Source organism: Streptomyces sp. NBC_01224 (genome assembly GCF_036002945.1).
In the GTDB taxonomy this organism is placed as follows: domain Bacteria; phylum Actinomycetota; class Actinomycetes; order Streptomycetales; family Streptomycetaceae; genus Streptomyces.
In genome coordinates this window covers 7,778,985-7,802,571 of the sequence record NZ_CP108529.1, presented here as the reverse complement: position 1 = coordinate 7,802,571, position 23,587 = coordinate 7,778,985, and the positions used below count along the sequence as shown (strand labels likewise).

The window sequence follows — 23,587 nt, the reverse complement described above, 5'->3', positions numbered from 1 at the left end:
CCTGTTGTCTTTCGGAGCATCCGCCTTCGGATCGACCTGCCCCGCCATCGCTGTTCGGGTTACCGTCATCCGATCGACACTGTTCAAGCAGCCCGCACACTGGCCCGTGCCGGACCCCGACGCGGACCGAACGGCGGATCATCAAGGTCCGGCTCCCGCGGCGGTGGGGCCCGGTCGGCATCGCCCATCTGCTGGGCCTGGTCCCCCTCGACCGTGCAGCGCGTGCTGACCCGCTTCGGCCTGGTCCGTCCGACCCGCCTCGACCGGGCGACCGGCCGTCTCGTACGCCGCTACAAAAGCGACCGGCCAGGCGAACCGGTGGACGTGGACATCACGAAGTCGGCAATATCCCCGAGGGCGGCGGCCACAGAGCGCTGGGCCGCCGGGCGGCCTGCAAGACCCGCTCCGGGGGCCGGCTGTGCTGCATCACACCGCCCGTCGACGACCGCTCCCGCCTCGCCCACAGCGAGATCCTGGCCGATGAGAAGAAGGAAACCACCACCGCCTTCCGGCAGCGGGCCCAGACCTTCTTCACCCCGTGCGGGATCACCGTCGAACGAGTACTCACCGACAGCGGAGCCTGTTACGTACCTACGATCACTGCCGCGGACACACCGCGCTCACGGGCCAACCACCCGCCAGCCTCGTCCCCGACCTGACAGTGCAGTAGAAATTGCGCGTCGGCGGAGGCGAGGTCACTCGCTGTTTCGCCGGGGCCCGCCGACCGGATGATTTCTACGTGGTGGCCGGGGCGGGTGGGCGGATGTGCGACAGAGGGCGATGAGGGCGGCGTCGTCGTCGAGGTGGCCACCGACGTGGGCCAGGAGATCGCGCCGGATGTGGTGAAGCAGGACCTCGGGAGGGCTGCCGGTCCACTGGGCGGCGCGTCGGGCGAAGGGGTAGAAGCCGCCGTACCGGTCGCGGGCCTCGATTACGCCGTCGGTGTAGAGGAGAAGGGTGTCGCCGGGTCCGAAGGGCACCTCGTCGACGGTGTAGTCGCCGGGCGTCGCCTCTCCCGAGCAGACGCCGAGCGGGGGCGCGGGGTGCAGGTCCGGGACGGTGACGGCATGGTCCGGTCTGAGCAGCAGGGGTGCGGGGTGCCCGCAGCTGATCATTCGGGTGATGCGTTCCTGGTCGGGTATCTCCAGTAGCAGGGTGGTGACGAAGCTTTCTCCGGCTTCGTCCTTGGGAGTGAAGTCAGCCTGGTAGCGGCAGACACTGCGGTTCAGGGCGGCTGACAGGGCCGGCAGGGTGGTGTGCTGGTGGACGGCCTCGCGGAAGGCGCCGAGCAGCAGGGCGGCCTCGCCGAGGGCGTCCAGGCCCTTGCCTCGCACGTCGCCGATCATCACGCGCGCCCGGCCGTCGGTGTGGATCGCTGCGTACAGGTCGCCGCCGATCTGGGCCTCCTCCTCAGCGGCCAGGTATAGGCACGCTGTACGCAACGGACCGATCCGGTCAGGGAGCGGCCACAGCAGCACCTGCTGGGCGGCCGCGGAAACCGACCGCACCTTCTCCAGCTCTCTGCCTTTCCGCTCGCGCACGGAGCAGAAGAACATGATCAGGCATGTGAGCAGGGCGAGGGCGGCGACCTGCACCACTACGTTCCGGGAGTCCAGCGTGCCTTCCTGCACGCCGATGTATACCTCGGCGGCGACGGCCAGGAGCCCGGTCAGTCCGGTCGGCCCGGGGCCGGCGAAAGAGGCGGTGATCGCGGGCGCGATGACGAGGATCGGTCCGAGGTGGATGTCCTGGGGGGCCAGAAGGTCCACAAGTGTGATCACCACGACGAGCACGACCGGTATCGCGAGCAGTGCGTGCCGCCGTTGCCATGGCTGTTTCAAATCGGTAAGGCGTTGTCCGGGGTCCACATCTTCCACAGTGCACCCTCCGGCAGCAGTCGACGACTGCGGACCATATGCCCGTTGGCCGATGGGCCGTCCACCAGAACGTAAGGCGCGCGTTTGCCGGCTGGAGCTGCTCTGGCCAGCAGGCGGCAAGCCCGGCTGGTAGGCCCAGGAAGTGGCCTCGTCGGCAACTGCTCGATGGGAACCGGTGGCGGACGCGGACGAGATATCCCTGACGTGATGTGCCAGAGAGCTATGGCCCCTGGGAGCGGGTCTCAAGCGGCACGCGGTGGAGTGCGGCATCAACCGCCTGAGTCTGTGGGGGCCGGACGGCTTGTAGGAGATCACCAGACCGTTGATTCCGGAGTACCGGGTGCGGCCGCAGGGTTCTGTTCGAGGGGCCGACCGAGGCGGAGTCGGGTATGAGCGGTGATGACCAGCCACGTTCAGCGGGCGGAGTGTTCGTGATCGACGACTCCGGCGACCTCAAGGACGGGACCGCGGCTATTTCTTTGCGGAGTTGTGTGAGTTCGGTCCGCTCGGCGGTGGTCAGCGGGTCGGGCCGGCTGCCCTGGTCGACCTCGGCCTGGCGGACCTGGCCTCGCATTGCCTCCTTGTGGATGCCGAGGTCGCGGCCACGTGGGCGACCGGTCGGCCGGAGGTCCGCGTCGAAACCATCCGGTCCGGCTTCCAGGCGCCCGCCGGCGGCAAGCTACGCGTCGAGGCGCGGCTGCAGATGCCGAACGTGACGGGCGCGGCCGCCAAGGGCTACTGGCCTGCCTTCTGGTGACGGCGATCCGCCAGCACCTCCTGTAGATGCCCTCCCGTTCACGGACGCCCGGCTCTGCGCGGGCATTGTCGGCCGGCTCACCTTCAACGGCACCATCATCGAGACCGGAACCGACTCCTGACGGGCAGTGAAGCGAGTCATCGCCAACCGGCTCCAGAGCTACGAGCTCTACGACGAATCGAAGGCATTCCCACACCAGCCCCCGACGGAAGAACTCGCTGCTGCCGCTTGACGCTTTAGCAACGTGGGATGTCTACCGCCTGGCCAGCACCCGAGCACGAGCCGCAGAACCTGCCAAAGCCGGCTGACCGCAGTGACTGTTCGACCTCTGGTTCTGCACGGCCGCCAGAGCAGAAACAGAGGCATGTCAGACACCACTGCTACGGTCCGGGCATGACAAAGCGCGTCCCGTTGAACGGCAGCGAGAAAGAGTCCTTGCGAGCCAGCCTCGACCGGCACCGCGATGTAGTTCGCTGGAAGATCTACGGTCTTGATGACGAAGCACTGCGGCAACCGATGACGCCGTCAGGGACGAACCTGTTGGGACTGTTGAAGCACCTGGCCACCGTCGAGTATGGCTACTTCTGCACAACATTCGGACGAGAGACCGAACCGCTCTGGTTCGACCCTTACACCGAAGACATGCAGATAGCTGCACACGAATCCACCGAAGACATCGTGGAGTTCTACGACCGAGCCTGCACCGCTGCTGACAAGACAATCAGCGAGCTCAGCCTTTCAACCCTTGGCACATCCTGGAACGGAAACACCGTCTCCATGCGCTGGGCCCTCATCCACATGATCGAGGACACCGTGCGACACGCCGGCCACATGGACATCCTGCGAGAACTCATCGACGGGGCAACCGGTGACCACCCACCGGCCTGATGACGCATTCGGCCGACATGCGCGCTGCGGCCACTGAGGTCTTTTCTCGCGAACATCAGCCGGACCTCTGAGCAACAACTGCTGTCGAACCGCGTCGGCAAACGCTGCCGCTGGAAGTGAACGAAGGAAGGCAGTGAACGTCCCAGGGTCGGCTCCAGCTACGGCTGTGAGGATGGGGTCACCATCGCCGGGGCGGCCTGACTGGTGTTACGACTGACCTCACGGGTGTCCTTGCTGTTGATCTGTCGGTCACTCCGGCGGCGGGCTCGATGCGGGCCGCCGGCCGCACGGGCAGTGAGTCCTTTCCAACCTGATGGTGCTGGTGGGCAGTTGGCGGGCTGTACGAACTGGTGAAGCTCCTGGTGGACAAGTTCTCGACCAAGATCACCCGTGTCTGCCAGGAGCTTCGTCTACTTGCCTGCGCTTCCCCAAGCTCTCAACTCCGTTCGAGCAGGGGAAACCCCATTCGGTCGATCGGTCCACCGCGGGCCTGCGGCACCTCTCGCGCGAGCTGTCCGCACACCGGCACGGGATCGGCACGCGTTGGCGCGGCTCACGCCGGGCCGGCAGGCCCTGCTGGTCCTGGCCCACCTGCGCTGCGGGGACACCTACGCTCAGCTCGCCGCCGGGTTCGGCGTCGGGATCGCGACGGTCTACCGCTACGTGCGCGAGGCGACAGAGCCCTGGCCGCGTCGCACCGAGCTTGGCAGAGGCGATGCAGCCCGCAAGCCGGCTGGCCTTCGTGATCGTCGACGGAACCCTGCTGCCCATCGACCGGATCGCCGCCGACACTCCGTACCACTGCGGCAAACACAAGCGCCACGGCATGAATATCCAAGTCCTCACCGACCCGTTCGGGCGGCTGCTGCGGGCCTCGCCCGCACTCCCCGGGGCGACCCACGACCTGACCGCCCCCGCACCCACGGCATGATCGACGCGCTCGTCGGTATGGAACTCAAGTGCTGGGCCGACAAGGCGTACCAGGGTGCCGGCCGCTCGATCCGAGTACCCTTCCGAGGCCGCCGGCTCAAGCGGTGGAAGCGCCGGCACAGTAGCACCCACGCCAAGATCCGCTGCCTCGGCGAACAGGCCATGGCTACCCTCAAGGGCCGGCGAGTCCTGCGAAAGCTCCGCTGCAGCACCAACCGCATCACCGACCTCGTCAAGGCCGTCCTCGTCCTTGACCGCGCATCAACGTGAGGTTGGAAAGGGCTCAGTACAGCCCTTCGCCCATCCGCGCCACCTGGGGCGGAGCCGGGAGCGTGGAGGAGACTTCCAGGGCGTTGGGGTTCTCGCGGGCGAAGGGCTACGACCTGGTTCGTCGCGGGGCGTTCCCGTGCCGCGTGCTGCGCAGCGGCCGCACGACACGTGTCGTCACCGCTTCGTTGCTCCACGTGCTCGAAAGCGGAGAGCCGGAGTACAACGGTGCCCGCGCCGAACGCCGCACGCCGTCGTAACCCGCCGCGCCACGAAGCCCCGCCGGATATCCGGCGGGGCTTCGTCATCCCACGCGCTCTGCCAGAACCCGGCACCGACGAGGACGACACTCACGGCCGCGGCCATGAGCGCGGTGACCACGTCGATCCGCTTCACTGGTTACCTCGGCAGCACGGAGGGCGCCGAGATGGCGAGCGAGGGCCCGCAGTGCGCGGCGTGGTCGACGAGCGCCGCGGCCAGCGCGTCCAGCTCGGCCGACGCCAGTGTCCGGGCGAACCCGACCGGCTCGACGTAGACACCCACGTGCCGGCGGGCGCACCGACCGTACGGGTACTGCACCAGCTCCGCGAAGTGGAGCGGTTCGCCGTCGTGGGTCACGACGCCCTCGGCGCCGGCGTGGACGGGGGCGACCCGGCACTCGACCGGGTGCTCGGTGTGGCCGGTGCACCAGACCGGGCAGGTGAGGTGACCGGGCCGTGGTCAAGGGCCGGCACCATGACGGTGCGCGGCGCGCTCATCGGCCTGCCTGCCCCCTTCCCCGCAGCACCCCAGTGGCAGTACCCGGAGGAGGGGTGCTCGGCACGACGGGCCCGCAGGTAGTCCGCAGACCAACCAACATCGTCGCCCTGTTGGACCCCCTCCAGGGCGACCCGGGCGTGCCCGACGCGGTCGGACGTCTTCTTGTGGCCGGCGCGGACATGGCAAGTGCTTCGAGGACAGCCGCAAGGAGGCCGCCCAGCTCGGCGCTCCGGCCACGGTCTTGCATGGGTTCGGTTTCCTTGATCGGAAGGGTTTCGTCTCAAGGCCCCGGCGGTGCTGGAATCACCGCCCCGGGGCCGTTTCGTCTCACGCGTGTCTCACACGCTGTGTGTGAGACGGTGGTCCAGGAGCCTCGGACCTGGACCTTATGGACTTTGTGGACGCTCACGAACCGCTGAAGACGACAGGTAAGCTCTGGACACGTGACTGCTGTGTCTGCGAAGCCTCGCATCCCCAATGTCCTGGCCGGCCGCTACGCCTCCACGGAGCTGGCCGTCCTCTGGTCCCCCGAGCAGAAGGTGAAGCTGGAACGCCAGCTGTGGCTGGCGGTGCTGCGCGCTCAGAAGGACCTCGGGATCGAGGTGCCGGACGCCGCCCTCACCGATTACGAACGTGTCGTCGACCAGGTCGACCTGGCCTCGATCGCCGAGCGCGAGAAGGTCACCCGTCACGACGTCAAGGCCCGCATCGAGGAGTTCAACGCCCTCGCCGGCCATGAGCAGGTCCACAAGGGCATGACCTCCCGTGACCTCACCGAGAACGTGGAACAGCTTCAGATCCGGCTCTCCCTGGAGCTGATGCGCGACCGCACGGTGGCGGTCCTGGCCCGGCTCGGCAAGCTGGCGGGCGAGTACCGCGAGCTGGTCATGGCCGGCCGCTCGCACAATGTCGCCGCGCAAGCGACCACGCTCGGCAAGCGCTTCGCGACCGCGGCGGACGAGCTGCTGGTGGCCTACGGGCGGCTTGAGGACCTGCTGGGCCGCTACCCGCTGCGGGGCATCAAGGGCCCCGTGGGCACGGCCCAGGACATGCTCGACCTGCTGGGCGGCGACGCCGGAAAGCTCGCCGAGCTGGAGCAGCGCATCGCCGGCCACCTCGGTTTCGCTCAGGCCTTCACATCGGTCGGTCAGGTCTACCCGCGTTCGCTCGACTACGACGTGGTGACGGCACTGGTGCAGCTGGCCGCGGCGCCCTCGTCGGTCGCGAAGACGATCCGTCTGATGGCCGGGCACGAGCTGGTGACCGAGGGCTTCAAGCCGGGTCAGGTCGGCTCCTCCGCGATGCCGCACAAGATGAACACCCGCTCCTGCGAGCGCGTCAACGGCCTGATGGTCATCCTGCGCGGCTACGCGTCGATGACCGGCGAGCTGGCCGGCGACCAGTGGAACGAGGGCGATGTGTCCTGCTCCGTGGTCCGCCGCGTGGCACTCCCCGACGCGTTCTTCGCATTCGACGGTCTCCTGGAGACCTTCCTGACGGTGCTCGACGAATTCGGGGCGTTCCCGGCCGTCGTCGCCCGCGAGCTGGACCGCTACCTCCCGTTCCTCGCCACGACCAAGGTCCTGATGGGTGCGGTGCGCGCGGGTGTCGGCCGTGAGGTCGCCCACGAGGCGATCAAGGAGAACGCGGTCGCCTCTGCCCTGGCCATGCGCGAGCAGGGCGCCGAGCGCAACGAGCTGCTCGACAAGCTGGCCGCCGACGAGCGCATCCCGCTGGACCGCGCACAGCTGGACGCGCTGATGGCCGACAAGCTCTCCTTCACGGGAGCGGCGGGCGACCAGGTCAGCGCGCTGATCTCCCGCATCGAGGAGATCACCAAGCAGCACCCCGAGGCCGCCGCATACACACCGGGCTCCATTCTCTGACGGCCGCCACCACAGCCGGATGACACCCGAAGAGCTCCAGACCGCCCGCGACAGCACCGTTCCCGATGTGGTCGCGGGCGGCCTGCGTGTGCTGTTCTGCGGGATCAACCCGAGCCTGATGACAGGGGCAACGGGCCACCACTTCGCCCACCCCGGCAACCGCTTCTGGCCGGTACTCCACCGGTCCGGCTTCACCCCTCGGCAGCTGAAGCCTGCAGAACAGACCGAATTGCTGCGATATGGCCTGGGCATCACCAATGTGGTCGCCCGGGCCACCGCACGGGCGGACGAGCTGTCCACCGAGGAGTTCCGCGAGGGCGGACAGATCCTGGCAGCCAAGGTCGAGCAGCTGCGACCGCGGTGGCTGGCAGTCGTGGGGATCACTGCGTACCGCACCGCCTTCGGCGAACGAACCGCCCGAATCGGTCCGCAGGACCACACGGTCGGCGGCGCCCGCGTCTGGGCCCTGCCCAACCCCAGCGGCCTGAACGCCCACTGGACCGCTCAGACGATGGCGGAGGAGTACGGACGCCTCCGCGCCTCTGTCGAATGCGACGGCGTCAGCCCCACCGAAGGAGCCTGACACCCCGGCGCCTGCACGGCGGCTTGACGCCGATGGCCGTCCGGTCGTGGTTGTGTCCGTGGCAGAGGGCTGGTGCCTGGCCCATCACGGTGAGCGGCGGCAGGGCCGTCGCGGAGGGTTGCCCGTCGCGGAGGGTTGGTGACAGGGCCCGACCGCAGAAGGCGGATACCCGGGCCGACACAGCGGACGGCTGCCGCGTTCCGTCTCAGCGGGCAGCAGCCTGCTCTTGTCACGGCGGATCTATCTCCGTCACCACAATGCTCAGCTCGCAACCGGGGCCTTCCTCCTCCAGGTAGAGCCCCATGGCAACCCATCGGTCCTCGATCCGCCAGAGCTGGAGGTACTCGCAGCCCGCAACCGTCTCGGCCCACGCCTCCGGAATCTCCTCACCGGCCATCATCCGCTCCTGCGTACTCCACAGACTGATCGTCTGCGGCTCGCCCCAACGGCCGACGAGCAGCGTCAGTACCGCGTCATGCTCTGCGAGGCACTGGGCCCGGTGCTCCAGTCGCCCTACCTCGTCGTCGTCCCAGTGATCGATGTCCGCGTGCAAGGACGCTGTGTGATAGCCGGGCCCGCTGACTCCCGAGCCTGACCGGATGCGCTCCGCGGGGAACTCCCGGGTGCGCATCCCGTCGATGAGGCGGAGGTGATGTGCGGTGGTCATGCCGCTAGTAAACCGCCCGGCACTGACAAGCCGTTCCGCGTCATGAGCTTTGAGGGGCTTTCAGCCGTCTTGCTCCATCTTTGAGGACGTGGCAGCGGGCTATGCGTCCCTTCGCCGGATCGCGCACCAGCCTGCCAGCAGTGCAGCCGCTGCCCACGCCGCTGCCACCGCGAGACCGCTCCACGGTCCGAGACTGCCTTCGGGGTTCTGGTGGAGCACCAACTGTCCTGCCCGGTCGGGCAGATACTGTGCCGCGCCACCTGCGACGTCTCCGATCACGAAGGAGACGATGAGGATGAACGGAATGAGCAGGCTGAGCACGGCCACGGCGCTACGGAGCAGTACCGTCAATCCGGCTGCGAACAGAGCCATCAGGGCCAGATATATCCCTCCGCCGAAGGCTGCCCGCAGGGCACCCGGCTCCCCCAGGCCGATCGCGTACTTCCCCATGAACATCTGTCCCACCAGGAAGGCGCTGAAGCTGGCGACAAGGCCGACGACGAGAGCCGGCGCGCCGACGAGAGCCATCTTGGCCGCGTAGAAGAGATTGCGGCTCGGCACGGCGGCAAGCGATATCCGCAGGGCGCCGTTGAGGTACTCGGAAGAGATCGCGGTTGCCCCGAAGCTGACGGCCGCGATCTGGCCGAAGTTCAATGCGTAGAAGGCGTTGAAGAGCGGCTCGGCGTCCGCGTTGTCCGCCTCGGCCTGGCCGACGGTGGCGAATGCGAGCACTGTGATGGCAAGCGTCACGAGCAGGACCGCTATCAAGGATCCGGTGACGGACCGCACCGATCTGATCTTGATCCACTCGGAGCGCAGCACTGCGGTGGCCGACATGGTCAGGCCTCCTGACGGTTGGTGGATGAGGTCGCTGCGGAAGCGAATTCCGTGGCGTCGGAGGTGAGGTCGAGGTAGGCCTGTTCCAACGTGGCCTGCTCGTCGATGAGTTCAAGGACGGGAATGCCTTCGGCGGCGGCTATCGCACCGATCTCCCCGGCCTTCGCGCCCTCGACGGTCCAACGACCGTCGTCACCCTGCGCAGGCTCATATCCCTTACGGATCAGGACATCATGCAGCCGGGTGGATTCGGTCGTGCGCACCCGCACCCGGGGCCGGCTGCGGGAGTCAAGGAAATCCTGCATCGGCAGGTCGGCGAGGAGCCGGCCCCTGCCAAGGATCACCAGGTGGTCGGCGAACGACGATGTCTCGTTCATCAGATGGCTGGAGACCAGGACCGTGCGGCCCTCTCGGGCGAGCCGCTTCATCAGCTCGCGGATCCAGATGATGCCTTCTGGATCCAGCCCGTTCGACGGTTCGTCCAGCATCACGACCTCCGGTTCACCGAGCAGGGCAGCCGCTATGCCCAGCCGCTGCCGCATGCCGAGTGAGAACCTCTGGATACGCATTCCACCGACCACACCGAGGCCTGCCTCCTCAAGGACTTCGTCCACTCTGCGCGCACCCATGCCGTTGCTGACTGCGAGGGCCAGCAAGTGGTTCCGTGCGGTACGCGAGCCATGGGCGGCCTGGGCATCGAGCAGGGCGCCCACCCGGCGCAGCGGATCGTCGAGCGTGGCGTAGGGCTGCCCGCCGATCGTGGCCGTGCCCCTGGTGGGCCGGTCCAGGCCGAGAATGAGTCGCATGGTGGTGGACTTCCCGGCACCGTTGGGGCCGAGAAAGCCGGTGACGCGGCCGGGTCGCACGCTGAACGTGAGGCTGTCCACGGCGCGGGTCGTGCCGTATTCCTTTGTGAGCTCATGGACGTCGATGCTGGTCATGTCCTCAGCCTCGCGGTCGTGCCCGGTGCCTGGCCTCCCCCGGAGGTGGGGATCGTCTCCCCCGCTCAGGGGAGACGCCGGGCCCGTGAGGGCTGACACGATGGCAGCATGTTCCGCCTTCTCCGCCCGCTCGCCGCATCTGTCACCTACACCCGGTGGCTGCATCTCCTCATCCCGGGTGCGGTCTACAGCGTGTGGCTGTTCATCTCTCCGGCCACTCCGTGGGTGCCCATGGTCTTTGCTGTGCCAGTGGGGCTGTTGCCCGCCATGCGGCTGGCCGAGGGTGTCCAGGCACAGCTCCTGCTCACGCCTGCCGAGCGGGGCAGCCCCCATGCGGCGATCTCCACAAGCGCTGCGGTCACTTGGGCGGATCGCCGGCGAACCGTGTTGTGGCTGGAGATACGGCTGCTGCTCTGCATCGCCGTGGGGTTCGCGACAGTGTGGCTGCCGGCGACCACGGTTGATCTCGTCCTCGCCACGGCAGGCGACGGCCCGAGCGGCGAATGGCTGGTCCGCGGAGTGGTGCCGCGCTGGTGGTACGCCCTGCTGGCACCTTTGCCCATCCTTGTACTGCTTGCCGTGGTTGCGGCGAGCGGGGAGCTGATCACTGCGACCGCCCGTCGGCTCCTCGGTCCCTCACCGGTGCAGCGGTTGACCGCTCTGGAGGAGCGCACCGAGCAGTTGCTGGAGCGCAATCGCATCGCACGGGAGCTGCATGACTCGATCGGGCACGCGTTGACGGTCGCGGTCGTGCAGGCGGGTGCGGCCCGGGCGGCTGGCGACCCGGAGTTCACCGAGCGGGCACTGGCCGCGATCGAGGAGACCGGCAGGGACGCACTCGACGATCTGGAGCGGGTTCTGCGGGTGCTGCGGGAATCGGGAACACCGGTGGGGCAGCGGCCGACCCTCGCGGAAGCGGACCGGCTCCTGGACTCCGCGCGTGGTTCGGGGGCGAAGATCGATGCGGACGTTTCCGGTCCGCTGGAGCAGGTTCCGGGGGCGGTCTCCCGCGAGGGGTACCGCATCCTTCAGGAATCTCTCACCAATGTGCTCCGTCACTCCGGGGCGGTTCCCGTCCGGGTGCGGATCAGCGTCACGAACGGCCGGCTGGAGATGGAGGTGACTAATCCGCTCACTGATTCGATGGGTAAGCCGGGCGGTGGGAGCGGGCTGCGGGGCATCCGCGAGCGGGCCGCGCTGCTGGGCGGAAAGGCCAAGACAGGTCCGTATGACGGCGAATGGAGGGTGCACGCAAGTCTTCCGCTGAACGGCCTAGGCTGACCTGATGCCGGTTACCGTTCTTCTGGTCGACGACGAACCCCTCGTCCGCGCGGGGCTGCGCGCGGTTCTTGAGTCTCAGCCCGATATCGAGGTGGTGGGCGAGGCGGGTGATGGCGCCGCAGTGATCCCGTTGCTGCATCAGCTGCGCCCCGATGTGGTGGCCATGGACGTCAGGATGCCGCTGATGGATGGCATCGAGGCGACGCGGGTGGTGCTGCGGACCGTGCCGGAACCACCGAAGATCCTGGTGGTCACCACATTCGAGAACGACGAGTACGTGTACGAGGCGCTGCGCGCCGGAGCGGACGGTTTTCTCCTCAAGCGTGCCCGGCCCGCCGAGATCGTGCATGCGGTGCGCCTGATCGCAGAGGGCGAGTCGTTGCTGTTCCCGGCGGCGGTCCGGCAACTCGCCGCCGACTACGGCACGAGCAAGGCGCGGGCGGCCATGGACCGGGCGTCGCTGACCGAGCGTGAGGCTGCGGTCCTCCGGCTGATGGCCCGTGGCCTGTCGAACGCGGAGATCGCTGCCAAGCTCGTGGTCGGTGTCGAGACGGTGAAGACCCATGTCAGCGCCGTACTCGCCAAGTTGGGTGCGAGGGACCGTACCCAAGCGGTGATCGCAGCGTACGAGTCCGGGTTCGTCGCTCCGAGCTGAGGGCCTCCGGCCCTGGATACCCGTTCCGGCCCGCAGTCGCCCTGCACCCGGGCAGCGAGTAGCATCCGCCTGACATGCGCACGAGCTGGGAGGACACACCGTGAGCCGGCTGACCGGTGGGGATCCGTCACTGCTGCGACGGATCAATTCCGCGGTGGTGCTGCATGCCCTCCGGGGCGCCGGCTCCCCCACCCTCACGGACCTGACCCGGATCACAGGTCTGTCCCGGCCGACGGTCGAGGGCGTCATGGAAGGGCTCTTCGAGGCCGGACTGGTCGTGGAGTCCTTGCCCGACGGGGGTGAGACCCGACGTCAGGGGCGACCGGCCCGCCGGTTCCGGTTCCGCGCCGAGGCCGGGCATCTGCTCGGCATCGAGATCGGCCCGCATCGGATCTCCGCACTGCTGTCGGGGCTGGACGGCCGGATCATCGGGGCAGGCTCACGCGAGGTGTCGGAAACGGCCTGCGCCGACGACCGGCTCGACAAGGTCAGGGCAGTGGTCGCCGATGTCCTGCGGCGGACGGGTGTGGCCCGCAGCAGTCTGCGTGCGGTCGGGGTCGGCAGCCCGGGCATCGTGGAGGCCGACGGGACCGTACGGCTGGGCACCGCACTGCCGGACTGGACTGGTCTGGCGCTGGGTGAGCGGCTGAGGCGCTCCTTCCGCTGCCCCGTTCTCGTGGAGAACGATGCCAATGCCGCGGCGGTCGCGGAGCACTGGAAGGGGGCGGCCACCGAGTCCGACGACATCGTGTTCGTCCTGGCAGGGCTCAGCCCCGGCGCCGGTTCGCTGATCGGCGGACGGCTGCACCGCGGTTTCGGAGGTGCGGCGGGGGAGATCGGCGCGCTGCATCTCCTCGGCCGCGAGGCGACACCGGAGAAGCTTCTGTCGACGACGGACACGCCATTGGACCCGTTGGACGAACCTGCGGTCGCCGCCGTGTTCGCGAAGGCACGGCATGGCGATGTCCGGGCGCAGGCGGCGGTCGAGCGGTTCATTCAGCGCCTGGTGCATGACGTCGCGGCGCTGGTGCTGGCGCTGGACCCAGAGCTTGTGGTGATCGGCGGCTGGGCCGCGGGGCTGGACGGTGTGCTGGATCCGCTCCGCCGTGAGCTGTCCCGATACTGCCTTCGGCCGCCGCGGGTCACGCTGTCGCTGCTCGGCGAGGCGGCGGTGGCCACGGGCGCTCTGCGGCTGGCTCTCGACCATGTCGAGGAGCAGCTCTTCGCGGTGGAGGCAACGGTGACGGCCCGCCGCTGAGTGCGACGGGCCGTACACAGACATGGCAGACCGGCGGAGCCGGTCGTGCTCAGGAGGCCTGGCGCTCCTGACCGTGATGGCTGATCTCCAGGTCGCCCGAGTCACCGAAGGTGAGCCGGCAGGTGTCGGCCCGGTAGGTGGCGACGGAGAGCGCCGCGGTACCGCCCGCCACGAGATAACGGGTGGTGACGACGAGAACAGGGGCGCCGGGAAGCCGGTCGAGCTCCTTGGCGTCGTCCACGCGCGCCGAACCGAGCTCCACCGAACGGTCCTGGCCGTCGAGGCCGAGACGATGCAGTTCGCGCAGCACACTGCGGGCCCGGGCGGGACCGGACGGGGCGTCGATCGCGGAGAGTTCGGGCACGGACGACGACGGAACGTACAGCAGTTCCGCCGCGACCGCCTGACCGTGGGTGACCCGAATCCGGCGGACGATGTGCACCGGCTCGTCGCCGTCCACGTCGAGCACGGCCACCACAGGTGCCGGTGCGACCGCCGTCGTGCAGTCCACGGGCTGCCATGCCTCGCCGACACCGCCGTCGGACCAGTCCCGCTGTGCCGTGGAGACGGCGACACCGACGCGCGGCGGGGCGACGGTGGTCCCGACGCCGCGGCGGCGCTGCAGCCTGCCTTCGAGTTCGAGCTGTTCCAGAGCCTGCCGGAGCGTGGCTCGGGCGACTCCGAACCGGGCGGCGAGCTCGCGCTCGTTGGGCAGGATCTCGCCCACCGCAAAGTCCGAGTCGAGTGCCTCACTGAGCACGGTCTTGAGGTGCCAGTACTTCGGCTCCTGCACCGTTTCCAGCTGCGTGGTCCCCACCCTGTCCTCCGCAATCGCCCAGCGGCTTTTCCGCGACGTTATTTATTAAAGGTTCCTGTCTTAACGTTGAGACCATAGGACGGGACACACCCTTGGTCAAGACCAATCCTCCTTCGGTCACGCAGCGGAACGGTCCTCTGTCGCAGAGCGTTCACAAGACGTTCGTGGCGCTGTGAGCCGCCCGCAGCACAAGGCCCCACGGCCGGGGCCTTCCGTTCTGGTGGTCGTTGCAACACCCCAGTTCAGGGGATGCAATGGACTTCAAGATCCGGGAGAACCGGGGCAGGGACAGCAGAGGGATCCTCGGGGCAAACCGGAGGCCCTTGCGACGGTTGGGAGCGCGGCCAGCGGCCGGGAGGTCCGGCTACACTCCGGCGAGGTTGGCGAGCTTGTCGGGATTGCGCACGATATATACGCACTGAATGAGCCCGTCCCTGACGTCCACCTGGATGACGGAATCGGGCTTTCCGCCCGAGAGCGCCAGCAGGCCCGGCGCACCATTGAGCTCCAGGAACCGCATGTCGAGGTCTTGGGTCTGGCCGTGGGCCACGGCGATGAGGAAGCGGCCGACCTTGCCTGCGCTCTCGATGACCCGCAGCGGCGCCTTGGACTTTCCGCCACTGTCGCCGACGAGGCGCACATCGGGCGCGAGCAGGGCCAGAAGCTCCTCGATGTCACCGCCCGCCGCCGCGGCGAGGAACCGCTCCGTGAGGTCACGGCGCTGGGCCGGGTCGACGTCGTAGCGCGGTTTGCGCTCCTCGACATGGCGCCGCGCACGCCCCGCGAGTTGCCGTACCGCGGCCTCGGTCCGGTCCAGGGTGGCGGCGATCTCGGCGTACGGGAAGCCGAACGCTTCACGCAGGACGAAGACAGCCCGCTCCAGCGGCGACAGCGATTCGAGGACGACAAGCACGGCGACCGATACGGAGTCGGCGAGAACTGCCTGTTCAGCGGTATCGGGCACGGCAGGCCCGAAGTCGGTGACGAGGGGCTCCGGCAACCACGGCCCGACGTACGCCTCGCGCCGCGACTGCACCTGCCGCAACCGGTCGACGGCGAGACGGGTGATGATCCTTACGAGAAAGGCGCGCGGCTCCCGTACATCCTCACGCGATGCGGACGACCAGCGCAGCCACGCCTCCTGCACCACATCCTCGGCATCGGCGATCCTGCCCAGCATGCGGTAGGCAACCCCGGTGAGCACGGGGCGGTGGTCCTCGAAGACGTCGGTCGCGGTGTCGGCTGTCACCCCTCCATCCCAGCCGAGACTCCGCAGACTGTCCAGCACGAACCGCCCAGCCTCTCGAACTGCAAGCTACCGAGCGGTAATCATTGTTGACGAGACGTCTAAGTTGCCTTCAGGCACGGCCCGTTCATGCCGGATCACCCCGGGAGCACCAGCATGGCCACCACGGTCTCGTTCAGCGTCGACTCACCTCACGGGCCTCGCCCCGTGTCCATCGCGTATGAACGGACCGGTCCCGATGAGCCGTTGCTCCTGCTCCACGGCATCGGCCACCACCGTCAGGCCTGGGATCCGGTGCTGCCCGTCCTGGCCGTGGGAACGGGATGTGATAGCCGTGGACCTTCCCGGTTTCGGCTCCTCCTCGGCGCTGCCCGACGGTGTTCCGTAGGACCTGCCGAGCGTGGTCCCGGTGCTCGGAGCGTTCTGCGAGGAGCTCGGTCTGGACCGGCCACATGTGGCGGGCAATGCGCTGGGCGGTCTGATGGCGCTGGAGCTGGGCCGCGAGAAGCTCGTGCGATCGGTGGCGGCGCTGTCGCCCGCCGGTTTCTGGACGGAGAGCGAGCGGCGCTATGCGTTCGGGACGCTGCGGGCAATGCGACGGGGCGCGCTGTCGATGCCCGTGCCGCTGATCGAACGGCTCTCGCGCAGCGCGGCCGGACGTGCGGCGCTGACCAGCACCATCTACGCCCGGCCCGGCCGCCGTTCACCCAGCGCCGTTGTCGCGGAGACCATCGCCCTGCGCGAGGCGACCGGTTTCCGCCAGACGCTTGCCGTCGGGCGGAGTGTCACGTTCACCGATGACGTGCCGGGGCTGCCCGTGGCCGTCGCCTGGGGCAGCCACGACCGGCTGCTGCTGCGTCGCCAGGGAATCAGGGCCGAGCACACCATTCCGGGTGCCCGGCTGGTACGGCTGCCCGGTTGCGGACATGTTCCGATGAACGACGATCCGGCGCTCGTGGCGCGCGTCATTCTCGATACCAGCCGCCGAGTCGACACCCCGCGCCGCGCCACTCCGAGGCAGGACGCCCGAGCCGAGCACCACACCCAGCCCGGCCAGAAGGCTGCCGCCGGCCTGCGGGATCCCGTACGAACCGGTGCCGACGAGCGCGGCGGAGACCGGGATCGGGCCGGAGAAGAGTGTGGCGCGTTCGGCGTCGATGCGCTGCGTGCCCATGTACCAGCAGACGAAGCCGACGGCAGTGACCACGGCTGCCTGCCAGAGCAGCGCCGTGGCTTCGCCGGGTGTGGGCATCCACAGAACGGTCCCGCCGTCGAGCAGCACACCGAGCAGCACGGACTCCGCGGCGGTGATGCCGCAATCCGTGGCGGACAGCACTTTCGGTCCCAGCGGGCGCAGCACCGGTACGGCGAGGGCGGCGAAGCCGACCTCGCCGTACAGCGCGCCGACCGAGCAGAGGATTTCCACGGGATCCGTACGGCCCACCCCTGAACGGTGAAGGCTCCGGCGGCGACGAGCGCGGCCGCGTACAGGACCGCGCGCATCGGGCGACGGCCGTCCAGCAACGGTACGAGGACGGCGACGAGGATCGGGGCGCAGCCCACGAGCGCCTCTGCAACGGCGGGTTCGGCGGATCGTTCCGCTCCGAGTACGGCCAGGCCGAAGCCGACCGACGGCTGCCAGCGCTTCTACCGTGAGCGGCGCGACACGCTGACCGCGACGCTGGCTGAGCACTTCCCCGGCACCGAGGTGAGCGGTATCGCCGCCGGTCTGCACATCATTGCCCACCTGCCTGAACGGTACGGTCCCGAGCCGGTGTTCATGGCGCGCGCGACCGGTGCCGGAGTGGCCCTGCGGCCACTGGGCGACTTCGGCACCGTGTCCTCCACGGACCGAACCGTGAGCCTGGTTCTCGGCTACGCACATCTGGCTCCCCAGGACATCGCGCAGAGTGTGCGGTTGCTGGCGGCGGGACGCGAGACCGGACATCGGTGAGGGCCGAGGCCGGGTGTTCATCCGAGGTTGGTGTGCGCGCCGCCGACGGGCACAAGGGTGGGGTCGGTCGACCAGCCACCCGTTCGTCCGCTGTCCACCGCCCCGGAGGCACCTCGATGTCGTACCGTCCGCGTATTCCGTCCCTCGACCGCCGCGGCCTGCTGCGCGGTTCACTCGTCGCGTCGGCGGCGCTCGCGCTCCCCGTGGTGGGCGCCGCGGCCCCCGCCTTCGCACTGTCCGGCAGGCCGCGCGCGGCCTGGGGCGTGCAGGTGGGCGATGTCACCGCGTCGTCCGCGCTGGTCTGGGTCCGGTCGGACCGTCCGGCCAGGATGGTCGTGGAGACATCGGCGACGGAGTCCTTCCGGCGGGCCCGCACATGGCACGGTCCGCTGGTCGGTTCCGCCACGGACTTCACCGGAACGACACCGCTGTACGGGCTGCCGCCGGGTGAGCAGGTGCACTACCGGGTGACGCTCGCCGACCCTGAAGACCCCCGCCGCACCGGCGAACCGGTGTACGGAACCTTCCGGACCGCGCCCGCCCGGCGCCGGGACGGGGTGCGCTTCCTGTGGTCCGGCGACATCGCGGGCCAGGGCTGGGGCATCAACCCGGACATCGGCGGCTACGTGGTGTACGACGAAATGCGCCGCCTCGACCCGGACTTCTTCCTCTGCAGCGGCGACAACATCTATGCGGACGGGGTGATCGAGCCGAGCGTGCCCCTGCCCGACGGGCGTGTCTGGCGCAATGTCACCACGGAGGAGAAGGCGAAGGTCGCCGAGACCCTTGCCGAGTACCGCGGGAACTTCCGCTACAACCTGCTCGATCGCAATCTCCGCGAGTTCAACGCGCAGGTGCCTTCGATTGTTCAGTGGGACGACCACGAGGTACGCAACAACTGGTATCCCGGGCAGATCCTCGACGACTCCCGCTACACCGAGAAGAACGTCAATGTGCTGGCGGATCGTTCGATGCGGGCGTTCCGCGAGTACTTCCCGGTGTCCACTCTGCATGCCTCGTCGGGCGAGGGCCGGATGCACCGCGTGGTGCGGCACGGTCCGCTGCTCGATGTGTTCGTCCTCGACATGCGGTCCTTCCGCAACGCCAACTCCCCCGGCCGGCAGCCCGACGACACCACCGGCATCCTCGGCGCCGAGCAGCTCAGCTGGCTCAAGCACGAGCTGTCGCAGTCCCGCGCGGTGTGGAAGGTGATTGCCGCGGACATGCCGCTGGGACTGGTGGTCACCGACGGTGCGACGGACTTCGAAGCGGTCGCACAGGGCGATCCCGGAGCCCCGCTCGGCCGTGAGCTCCAGATCGCGGAACTGCTCCGGTACATCAAGCACCGGCGGATCACCGGCACGGTCTGGCTGACGGCCGATGTGCACTACACGTCGGCGCAGCACTACGAGCCCGAGCGCGCGGCGTTCAAGGACTTCGCACCGTTCTGGGAGTTCGTGTCCGGACCGCTGGCGGCCGGTCAGTTCCCGGCCAACGCGCTCGACGCGACGTTCGGTCCCGACCGGGTCTTCGTGCGAGCGCCCGACCGCGCGAACGTGTCGCCGATGGAGTCTCCGCAGTTCTTCGGCGAGGTCGACATCGACGGCGGCAGCGGCGAGTTGACCGTGCGGCTGCGGGCGCAGGGCGGTTCCGTGCTGTTCAGCAAGGTGTTGCAGCCGGGGCGCATCGGACAGTAACCGGCACGCTGACAGTCGGCCCCGGGAAGTGGTCGAGGGCCGACTGTCAGTGGTGGGTTCTACGGTTCTTGTATGACCCGATCCGTTCAGGCATTGGCCTACGCACGCCCGTCCGCTCTGGAGTCCTCGCAGGCCGGACAGCTCCTGGGCCTGGAGACCGCCGGTGGTCACACGCCGCGGGGCGCCGAGCCCCACCCGCGGTTCTTCTCCGGTTTTCTCACATCGCCGAGGATCGCTGCCCGCGGCCTGCTGGCCGTGGCGGACGTGGCATCCGCGCGCTACTACCGGCGCACCCTGTCCTCGTCGCTCGACCCGGTGGTGACGGGCAACGGCGACCGGTTGCGCTTCGAATCGTTCTCCGGCTGTTGCGGGGTGTATGCGCGCCTCGATGTGCTGCGGGACGGTCTGGACGGTGCGCAGACGGGTCACGGTACGACAAATGTGGATGTGAACAATCCGCTGCGGGAGGCGCTTTCGCGGATAGCGGGCGACGATCCTCTGCACATGCGGGTGGGCCCGGACGAGTTGGCCGTCACCACCATGGACGGTCCGGTCGTGGAAAAGAAGGTGCCCCTGCCCGACCGGTGGTTGCGCGGCTTCGCCGAAGCGCAGGTGGTGTCCGCCGGTTTCGATCTGCGGGCCGAGCTGTCGGCTGCGGAGGCTGTGCGGTTCCTGCGTTCGCTGCCTCGTTCGTCGGGGAATGCCTCGCGGGGCGCGCAGTGGGTGGTTCCCGCCGGGAAGACGTTGCGGCCGACGACACGACCGGTGGCGGGGGCGGTGTGTCTGCCGGGCCCCGAGCGGCTGGGGGCACTGCAGCGGGTGTTGCGTCATGCGACATCACTGCGGGTGTACGGACCGGTGACCGACGGGGCGGCGGCCGCGAGCGCCTGGGAGGTGGTGCTGCCGGGCATGCGGCTCACCCTGACGCTGTCGCCCGACGCCTCGCGCGGGTTCTCCGGCGAGGGCGGGGTGCTCGATGCGCTGGCCACCGACGATGCCGCGGCCGACGCCGAGCTGGTCTCCGTGCTCCTGGCCTGGGAGCCGCGGATCGAACCCGCCGACCTCGCGGAGCAGTCGGGTCTGACGATGGAGCGGGTACGGGCCGCGCTCACCCGGCTGGGGACAGCGGGCCGGGTCGGCTACGACCTCGCCGACGCGGCCTACTTCCACCGCGAGCTGCCGTACGACGCCGACCGGGCCGAGCGGCACAATCCGCGGCTGGTGGCGGCCCGGCAGCTGGCCGGCTCTGGCGCCGTCGTACTCGACGGGGACATGGCGGCCGTGGCCTCGGGAGAGCGCCGCTACCAGGTGAGGGAGAAGGACGGGATGCTGAGCTGTACGTGCCAGTGGTGGGCGGATTACAGGGGACGGCGGGGCCCGTGCAAGCACGCGCTGGCCGTCCGGATGGTCCGTCGCGGTGCACCGGTCGCCGGAGGCATGCGATGAAGGAGCTGCTCACCGCGGTACGGGAAGGTCGCAAGCAAGACGTGCCGCCGCTGCTGGCCCGGCTGGACAATGCCGAACGCAGGTCCGCCCTGGCGGACTTGAAGGCGCTCCGCAAGGAGGCGCGGAACTGGCACTGGCGCGAACAGGACAAGATCCGCAAGGCCCTGCTGGTGGCCGGGGCGGGCTGTCACACCGGCGCTGCGGCCTGCGCCACCTGGATCGGTGGCCGGGATCTGCTGGGCTGGGCGCGGTCCCCGTACCCGCTGGTTCTCGAAGTCCTGGCGGACCGTGACCCCGCCTGGCTCGGCGACGTCGCGCATCGGCTGGCGGGGCGGGCCGCGACGGCGGAGACCGCATACGAGCTCATCTCCGGGCTGGTGAAGATCGCTCAATGCCCGGTGCCCACCGCTGATGGCTTCGTGCAGGGCTGGGCCGAGACCGTATCGACCGCACCGTGGCGGCGGCAGAGGACGCAACCGCTGCGCGACATCCTCCGTGCCGACCCGCATCTGACCGTTATGGTGCCGCGGCTCTTCGAAGTGGCGGAACTGCCGCCACAGGTCACCTGGATCGACGAACCCGACAACCCTTGCCACTGGCCCGAGGCGCTGGCCTTCCTCGCGGACGAGGGCCTGCTGGAGCGCCCGGTGCTCGTCAACAGTTGTGTGACCCGGCTGCTGCGCGGCGGAAAGCCCGGCGATCTCCGCTTCTTCCTGGCCGTGTTGCGCCGGCTCGCGCTGACCGAGCAGGAGGAGGCCGAGCGGGTCGCCGACTGGATCGGAATGGCCGCGGACGGGATCTCCACCGTGGCCGGCCACGCCCAGGATGTGCTCGGCCGTCTGGAAGAGCGCGGAGATCTGCCCGTGCAGGCCCTGGTGGATGTGTCGGGTTCGATGCTGTTCCGCACCGAGAAGAAGCTGGTCCGGGCCCAGCTCATGGTGATCGGCAAGGCACTGCGCCGCGATCCGTCGACGGCCGACGAACTACTGCCCGTCGTCGCGGAAGCCTTCGGGCACGAGGACATCGCCATCCAGGAGCGGGCGCTCAAACTGGTGGCGCGGTACTTGCCCGCCGTCGGTGACCCAGTTCGGGAAGGACTTGCCCTGTCCGCCTCGCTGTTGGGGCCGGCGCACCGCACGGCTGCGGCCGAGGTGTTCGGCGACCTGCTGGACGACCGGTCGGCGGCGAAGCCGTACGAGGAGTTGCTGTCACCCGCGCCGGCCCTGCAACGTCTCGCACCGGCACCGGCGACGCTGCCCGAGCTCGTCGAGGAGGTGGTGGTCCTGGCGAGATCCGCATCGCGGGATGTCACCGCCTTCGAGCGGGCGCTGGACGGGCTCGTCCGCCATGCCCACACCGATCGGTCGGCGCTGGCCGACGCGCTGCGTGAAGCGCTGGCGGGTCAGTGGTGGCTCGACGACGAACCGTTGCCGGAGGTCGAGCGGCGGCTCCGCTCGGAGGCGGGCATCGAGCTCGTCGTGGCCGTACTGCTCGGACGGCTACCAGTACAGGCCGTGCATGACGGACGCGCCGCCTGGACCGGCACGGGGACCTGCGTCCATGCCGCGCTCAAGGGGGTGATGAAGGCCCGGCTGTGGGAGGCCGCCGACGCCGTGCTGAGCGGCAGTGCACCGTTTCTGCTGGCCTTTCCTACGTGGCACACCGGCTCGCTCGATCCCGCTGTGCTGGTCGAGCGGCTGCGTACATATCAGCAGCTCGGGATCCGGCCCGGAGACGCGGATTTCGCCCAGGCCCTGCTGCGTGTGCGGCGCAACGGTCAGCACGAGGCCGCGGCGGCGGCCGCCCTCCTCGGCACCCCGGAGGGTGACCGGCTGGCCGCATGGCTGCGGGCCGACGAGCCGCTCGCGCCTGTGTTCCGGTTCGATCTGGAGAAGCAGAAGTCCTTGGCCCATGGTTGGGAGATGCGGCAGCCGACCGACTGGACCCTGCGCGTCCTGATGGCCAGCGGTGAACGCCCGTTCATCCAGCGGGAGTTCCCTCGTTCCTTCCACTGGCTGGGCCATCCGCATACCCCGCGCCATCGCATCTGCTACCACTGGGGCGACCACCCTGGGTCCTGGCTCGCCACGCTGCCCGAGGACGGCGAGACACTGGCCGCATGGCTGTTGCCGACCATCGCAACTTGTGCGACCGACGAGCTGAGGGGCGCGGCTCAGCCGCTCACCGCACTCGTCGAACTCGGCGGGCCCGCCTCCGAGGCCATACATCTGGCCGTGGCGTACGGGCTGGGATCCCGGCATCCGGAGGACCGGCTGTCGGCGGTGGACGCCCTGCTGATACTCGCGGCCCAGCACCGACTGGACGCGGCGCTGCTGGGCAAGGAGCTGGCAATCCTCCTCGACCACAGCCTGGTGAAGCCCAGTCGTCTCGCAGATTCCGCCAGTACCGCGGCCGCCACCGGGGCATACCGGACAGTGCTCTCCGTGCTGACCGTCGTTCTGCCGGGGCTGCTGGCGCACAAGAAGGGACCTCGCGGGCTGAGCAACCTGCTCTCCGTGGCAGCCGAATGCGTGGAGCACTGTGGTGCGACAGGTACCGAGCCGATACCCGGGCTCGCCGAAACAGCCGCGCGCGGCGGATCCTCCCAGCTGGTGCGTCAAGGAGCGCGCCTGAAGGCGGCCTGGGAACGAGGTCCGGTACTGACATGACCGCCCAGGACATCCTGGCGTAACCCGCAGCGACCCGTCCGGGCCGATGGGTTCTGCCCGGGCCGAGCAGGTCCCGCCCGTCGCGACGGCCCCCGTTCGGGCCGACGCCCGGGGGTCCGGGCCCGGACGGGAGCTGCCGCGCCGCCCCGGCTCATGCCCCGGGCCGGGGCCT

At 69.1% G+C, this 23,587-nt stretch carries 17 protein-coding genes and 8 pseudogenes; 17 read left to right on the top strand and 8 right to left on the bottom strand.

From position 1 onward, the window contains the following. Positions 1 to 83: 83 nt before the first annotated feature. A pseudogene (locus tag OG609_RS35380) lies at positions 84 to 670 on the top strand (IS481 family transposase); the annotation flags it as partial. A 25-nt stretch (positions 671 to 695) separates the two neighbouring features. Here OG609_RS35380 and OG609_RS35375 read toward each other — a convergent pair. After that, the gene (locus tag OG609_RS35375; RefSeq protein ID WP_442818090.1) at positions 696 to 1,868 is read right to left on the bottom strand and encodes a PP2C family protein-serine/threonine phosphatase; all 1,173 of its coding nucleotides are present in this window, start codon (positions 1,866 to 1,868) and stop codon (positions 696 to 698) included. Positions 1,869 to 2,508: 640 nt separating this feature from the next. Here OG609_RS35375 and OG609_RS35370 point away from each other — a divergent pair. The 5 genes and pseudogenes from OG609_RS35370 to OG609_RS35350 form a co-directional block, all read left to right on the top strand. Next, positions 2,509 to 2,631 (top strand): annotated as a pseudogene (locus tag OG609_RS35370) (1,3-beta-glucanase); the annotation flags it as partial. A gap of 40 nt (positions 2,632 to 2,671) precedes the next feature. Beyond that, positions 2,672 to 2,755, top strand: a pseudogene (locus OG609_RS35365) (IS21-like element helper ATPase IstB); the annotation flags it as partial. A gap of 272 nt (positions 2,756 to 3,027) precedes the next feature. Next, the gene (locus tag OG609_RS35360) at positions 3,028 to 3,522 is read left to right on the top strand and encodes a DinB family protein (protein ID WP_327276555.1); all 495 of its coding nucleotides are present in this window, start codon (positions 3,028 to 3,030) and stop codon (positions 3,520 to 3,522) included. Between the two features lie 418 nt (positions 3,523 to 3,940). Beyond that, positions 3,941 to 4,722 (top strand): annotated as a pseudogene (locus tag OG609_RS35355) (transposase family protein). A gap of 62 nt (positions 4,723 to 4,784) precedes the next feature. Then, entirely contained in the window at positions 4,785 to 4,979 is a 195-nt protein-coding gene (locus OG609_RS35350; protein WP_327276554.1) for a hypothetical protein, read from the top strand. Positions 4,980 to 5,118: 139 nt separating this feature from the next. Here the strand turns inward: OG609_RS35350 and OG609_RS35345 are convergent. Further along, positions 5,119 to 5,364 (bottom strand): annotated as a pseudogene (locus OG609_RS35345) (DUF6907 domain-containing protein); the annotation flags it as partial. On the opposite strand from OG609_RS35345, the gene OG609_RS35340 reads away from it, so the two are divergent. The 3 genes from OG609_RS35340 (at position 5,329) to mug (ending at position 7,947) form a co-directional block, all read left to right on the top strand. Then, entirely contained in the window at positions 5,329 to 5,559 is a 231-nt protein-coding gene (locus tag OG609_RS35340) for a hypothetical protein (protein WP_327276552.1), read from the top strand. The pseudogene OG609_RS35345 and the gene OG609_RS35340 overlap by 36 nt on opposite strands. Positions 5,560 to 5,921: 362 nt before the next feature. Next, positions 5,922 to 7,364, top strand: coding sequence for an adenylosuccinate lyase (purB, locus tag OG609_RS35335; protein ID WP_327276551.1), 1,443 nt, complete (start codon positions 5,922 to 5,924; stop codon positions 7,362 to 7,364). A gap of 19 nt (positions 7,365 to 7,383) precedes the next feature. Then, positions 7,384 to 7,947: a G/U mismatch-specific DNA glycosylase gene (gene mug, locus OG609_RS35330; RefSeq protein WP_327276550.1), complete on the top strand. Its 564-nt coding sequence runs from the start codon at positions 7,384 to 7,386 to the stop codon at positions 7,945 to 7,947. A gap of 229 nt (positions 7,948 to 8,176) precedes the next feature. On the opposite strand, the gene OG609_RS35325 is transcribed toward mug, so the two are convergent. From OG609_RS35325 to OG609_RS35315, 3 genes are all read right to left on the bottom strand, one after another. Then, entirely contained in the window at positions 8,177 to 8,614 is a 438-nt protein-coding gene (locus tag OG609_RS35325; protein WP_327276549.1) for a hypothetical protein, read from the bottom strand. Positions 8,615 to 8,713: 99 nt separating this feature from the next. After that, positions 8,714 to 9,451, bottom strand: a complete 738-nt coding sequence (locus tag OG609_RS35320; protein WP_327276548.1) for an ABC transporter permease — start codon at positions 9,449 to 9,451, stop codon at positions 8,714 to 8,716. 2 nt (positions 9,452 to 9,453) lie between these two features. Continuing rightward, complete coding sequence (locus OG609_RS35315; protein WP_327276547.1) at positions 9,454 to 10,392, bottom strand: ABC transporter ATP-binding protein; 939 nt, start codon at positions 10,390 to 10,392, stop codon at positions 9,454 to 9,456. Positions 10,393 to 10,500: 108 nt separating this feature from the next. Between OG609_RS35315 and OG609_RS35310 the strand changes: the two genes are divergently transcribed. The 3 genes from OG609_RS35310 to OG609_RS35300 all read left to right on the top strand — a co-directional run bounded on the left by OG609_RS35310 (position 10,501) and on the right by OG609_RS35300 (position 13,586). Continuing rightward, on the top strand, positions 10,501 to 11,673 hold the full coding sequence (locus OG609_RS35310) for a sensor histidine kinase (protein WP_327276546.1): 1,173 nt from the start codon (positions 10,501 to 10,503) through the stop codon (positions 11,671 to 11,673). A gap of 4 nt (positions 11,674 to 11,677) precedes the next feature. Further along, positions 11,678 to 12,328 carry a response regulator transcription factor gene (locus tag OG609_RS35305; RefSeq protein WP_327276545.1) on the top strand — a complete coding sequence of 217 codons (651 nt, stop codon included), beginning with the start codon at positions 11,678 to 11,680 and terminating at the stop codon, positions 12,326 to 12,328. A 100-nt stretch (positions 12,329 to 12,428) separates the two neighbouring features. Beyond that, the gene (locus OG609_RS35300) at positions 12,429 to 13,586 is read left to right on the top strand and encodes an ROK family protein (protein WP_327276544.1); all 1,158 of its coding nucleotides are present in this window, start codon (positions 12,429 to 12,431) and stop codon (positions 13,584 to 13,586) included. A gap of 49 nt (positions 13,587 to 13,635) precedes the next feature. On the opposite strand, the gene OG609_RS35295 is transcribed toward OG609_RS35300, so the two are convergent. Both OG609_RS35295 and OG609_RS35290 read right to left on the bottom strand, forming a co-directional pair. Continuing rightward, complete coding sequence (locus OG609_RS35295) at positions 13,636 to 14,403, bottom strand: GntR family transcriptional regulator (RefSeq protein WP_327276543.1); 768 nt, start codon at positions 14,401 to 14,403, stop codon at positions 13,636 to 13,638. Between the two features lie 364 nt (positions 14,404 to 14,767). Beyond that, positions 14,768 to 15,652, bottom strand: coding sequence for an RNA polymerase sigma-70 factor (locus OG609_RS35290; RefSeq protein WP_327276542.1), 885 nt, complete (start codon positions 15,650 to 15,652; stop codon positions 14,768 to 14,770). 153 nt (positions 15,653 to 15,805) lie between these two features. Here OG609_RS35290 and OG609_RS35285 point away from each other — a divergent pair. After that, positions 15,806 to 16,634 (top strand): annotated as a pseudogene (locus tag OG609_RS35285) (alpha/beta fold hydrolase); the annotation flags it as partial. A 12-nt stretch (positions 16,635 to 16,646) separates the two neighbouring features. Here OG609_RS35285 and OG609_RS35280 read toward each other — a convergent pair. Next, positions 16,647 to 17,278: pseudogene (locus OG609_RS35280) on the bottom strand (EamA family transporter); the annotation flags it as partial. A gap of 7 nt (positions 17,279 to 17,285) precedes the next feature. On the opposite strand from OG609_RS35280, the pseudogene OG609_RS35275 reads away from it, so the two are divergent. From OG609_RS35275 to OG609_RS35260, 4 genes and pseudogenes are all read left to right on the top strand, one after another. Next, positions 17,286 to 17,603, top strand: a pseudogene (locus OG609_RS35275) (PLP-dependent aminotransferase family protein); the annotation flags it as partial. 116 nt (positions 17,604 to 17,719) lie between these two features. After that, positions 17,720 to 19,300: an alkaline phosphatase D family protein gene (locus OG609_RS35270; protein ID WP_327276541.1), complete on the top strand. Its 1,581-nt coding sequence runs from the start codon at positions 17,720 to 17,722 to the stop codon at positions 19,298 to 19,300. Positions 19,301 to 19,372: 72 nt separating this feature from the next. Continuing rightward, complete coding sequence (locus OG609_RS35265; protein WP_327276540.1) at positions 19,373 to 20,746, top strand: SWIM zinc finger family protein; 1,374 nt, start codon at positions 19,373 to 19,375, stop codon at positions 20,744 to 20,746. Beyond that, positions 20,743 to 23,415 (top strand): DUF7824 domain-containing protein, encoded by a 2,673-nt coding sequence (locus tag OG609_RS35260; protein WP_327276539.1) that lies wholly within the window; start codon positions 20,743 to 20,745, stop codon positions 23,413 to 23,415. The genes OG609_RS35265 and OG609_RS35260 overlap by 4 nt, the downstream gene beginning before the upstream one ends. Positions 23,416 to 23,587 lie beyond the last annotated feature (172 nt).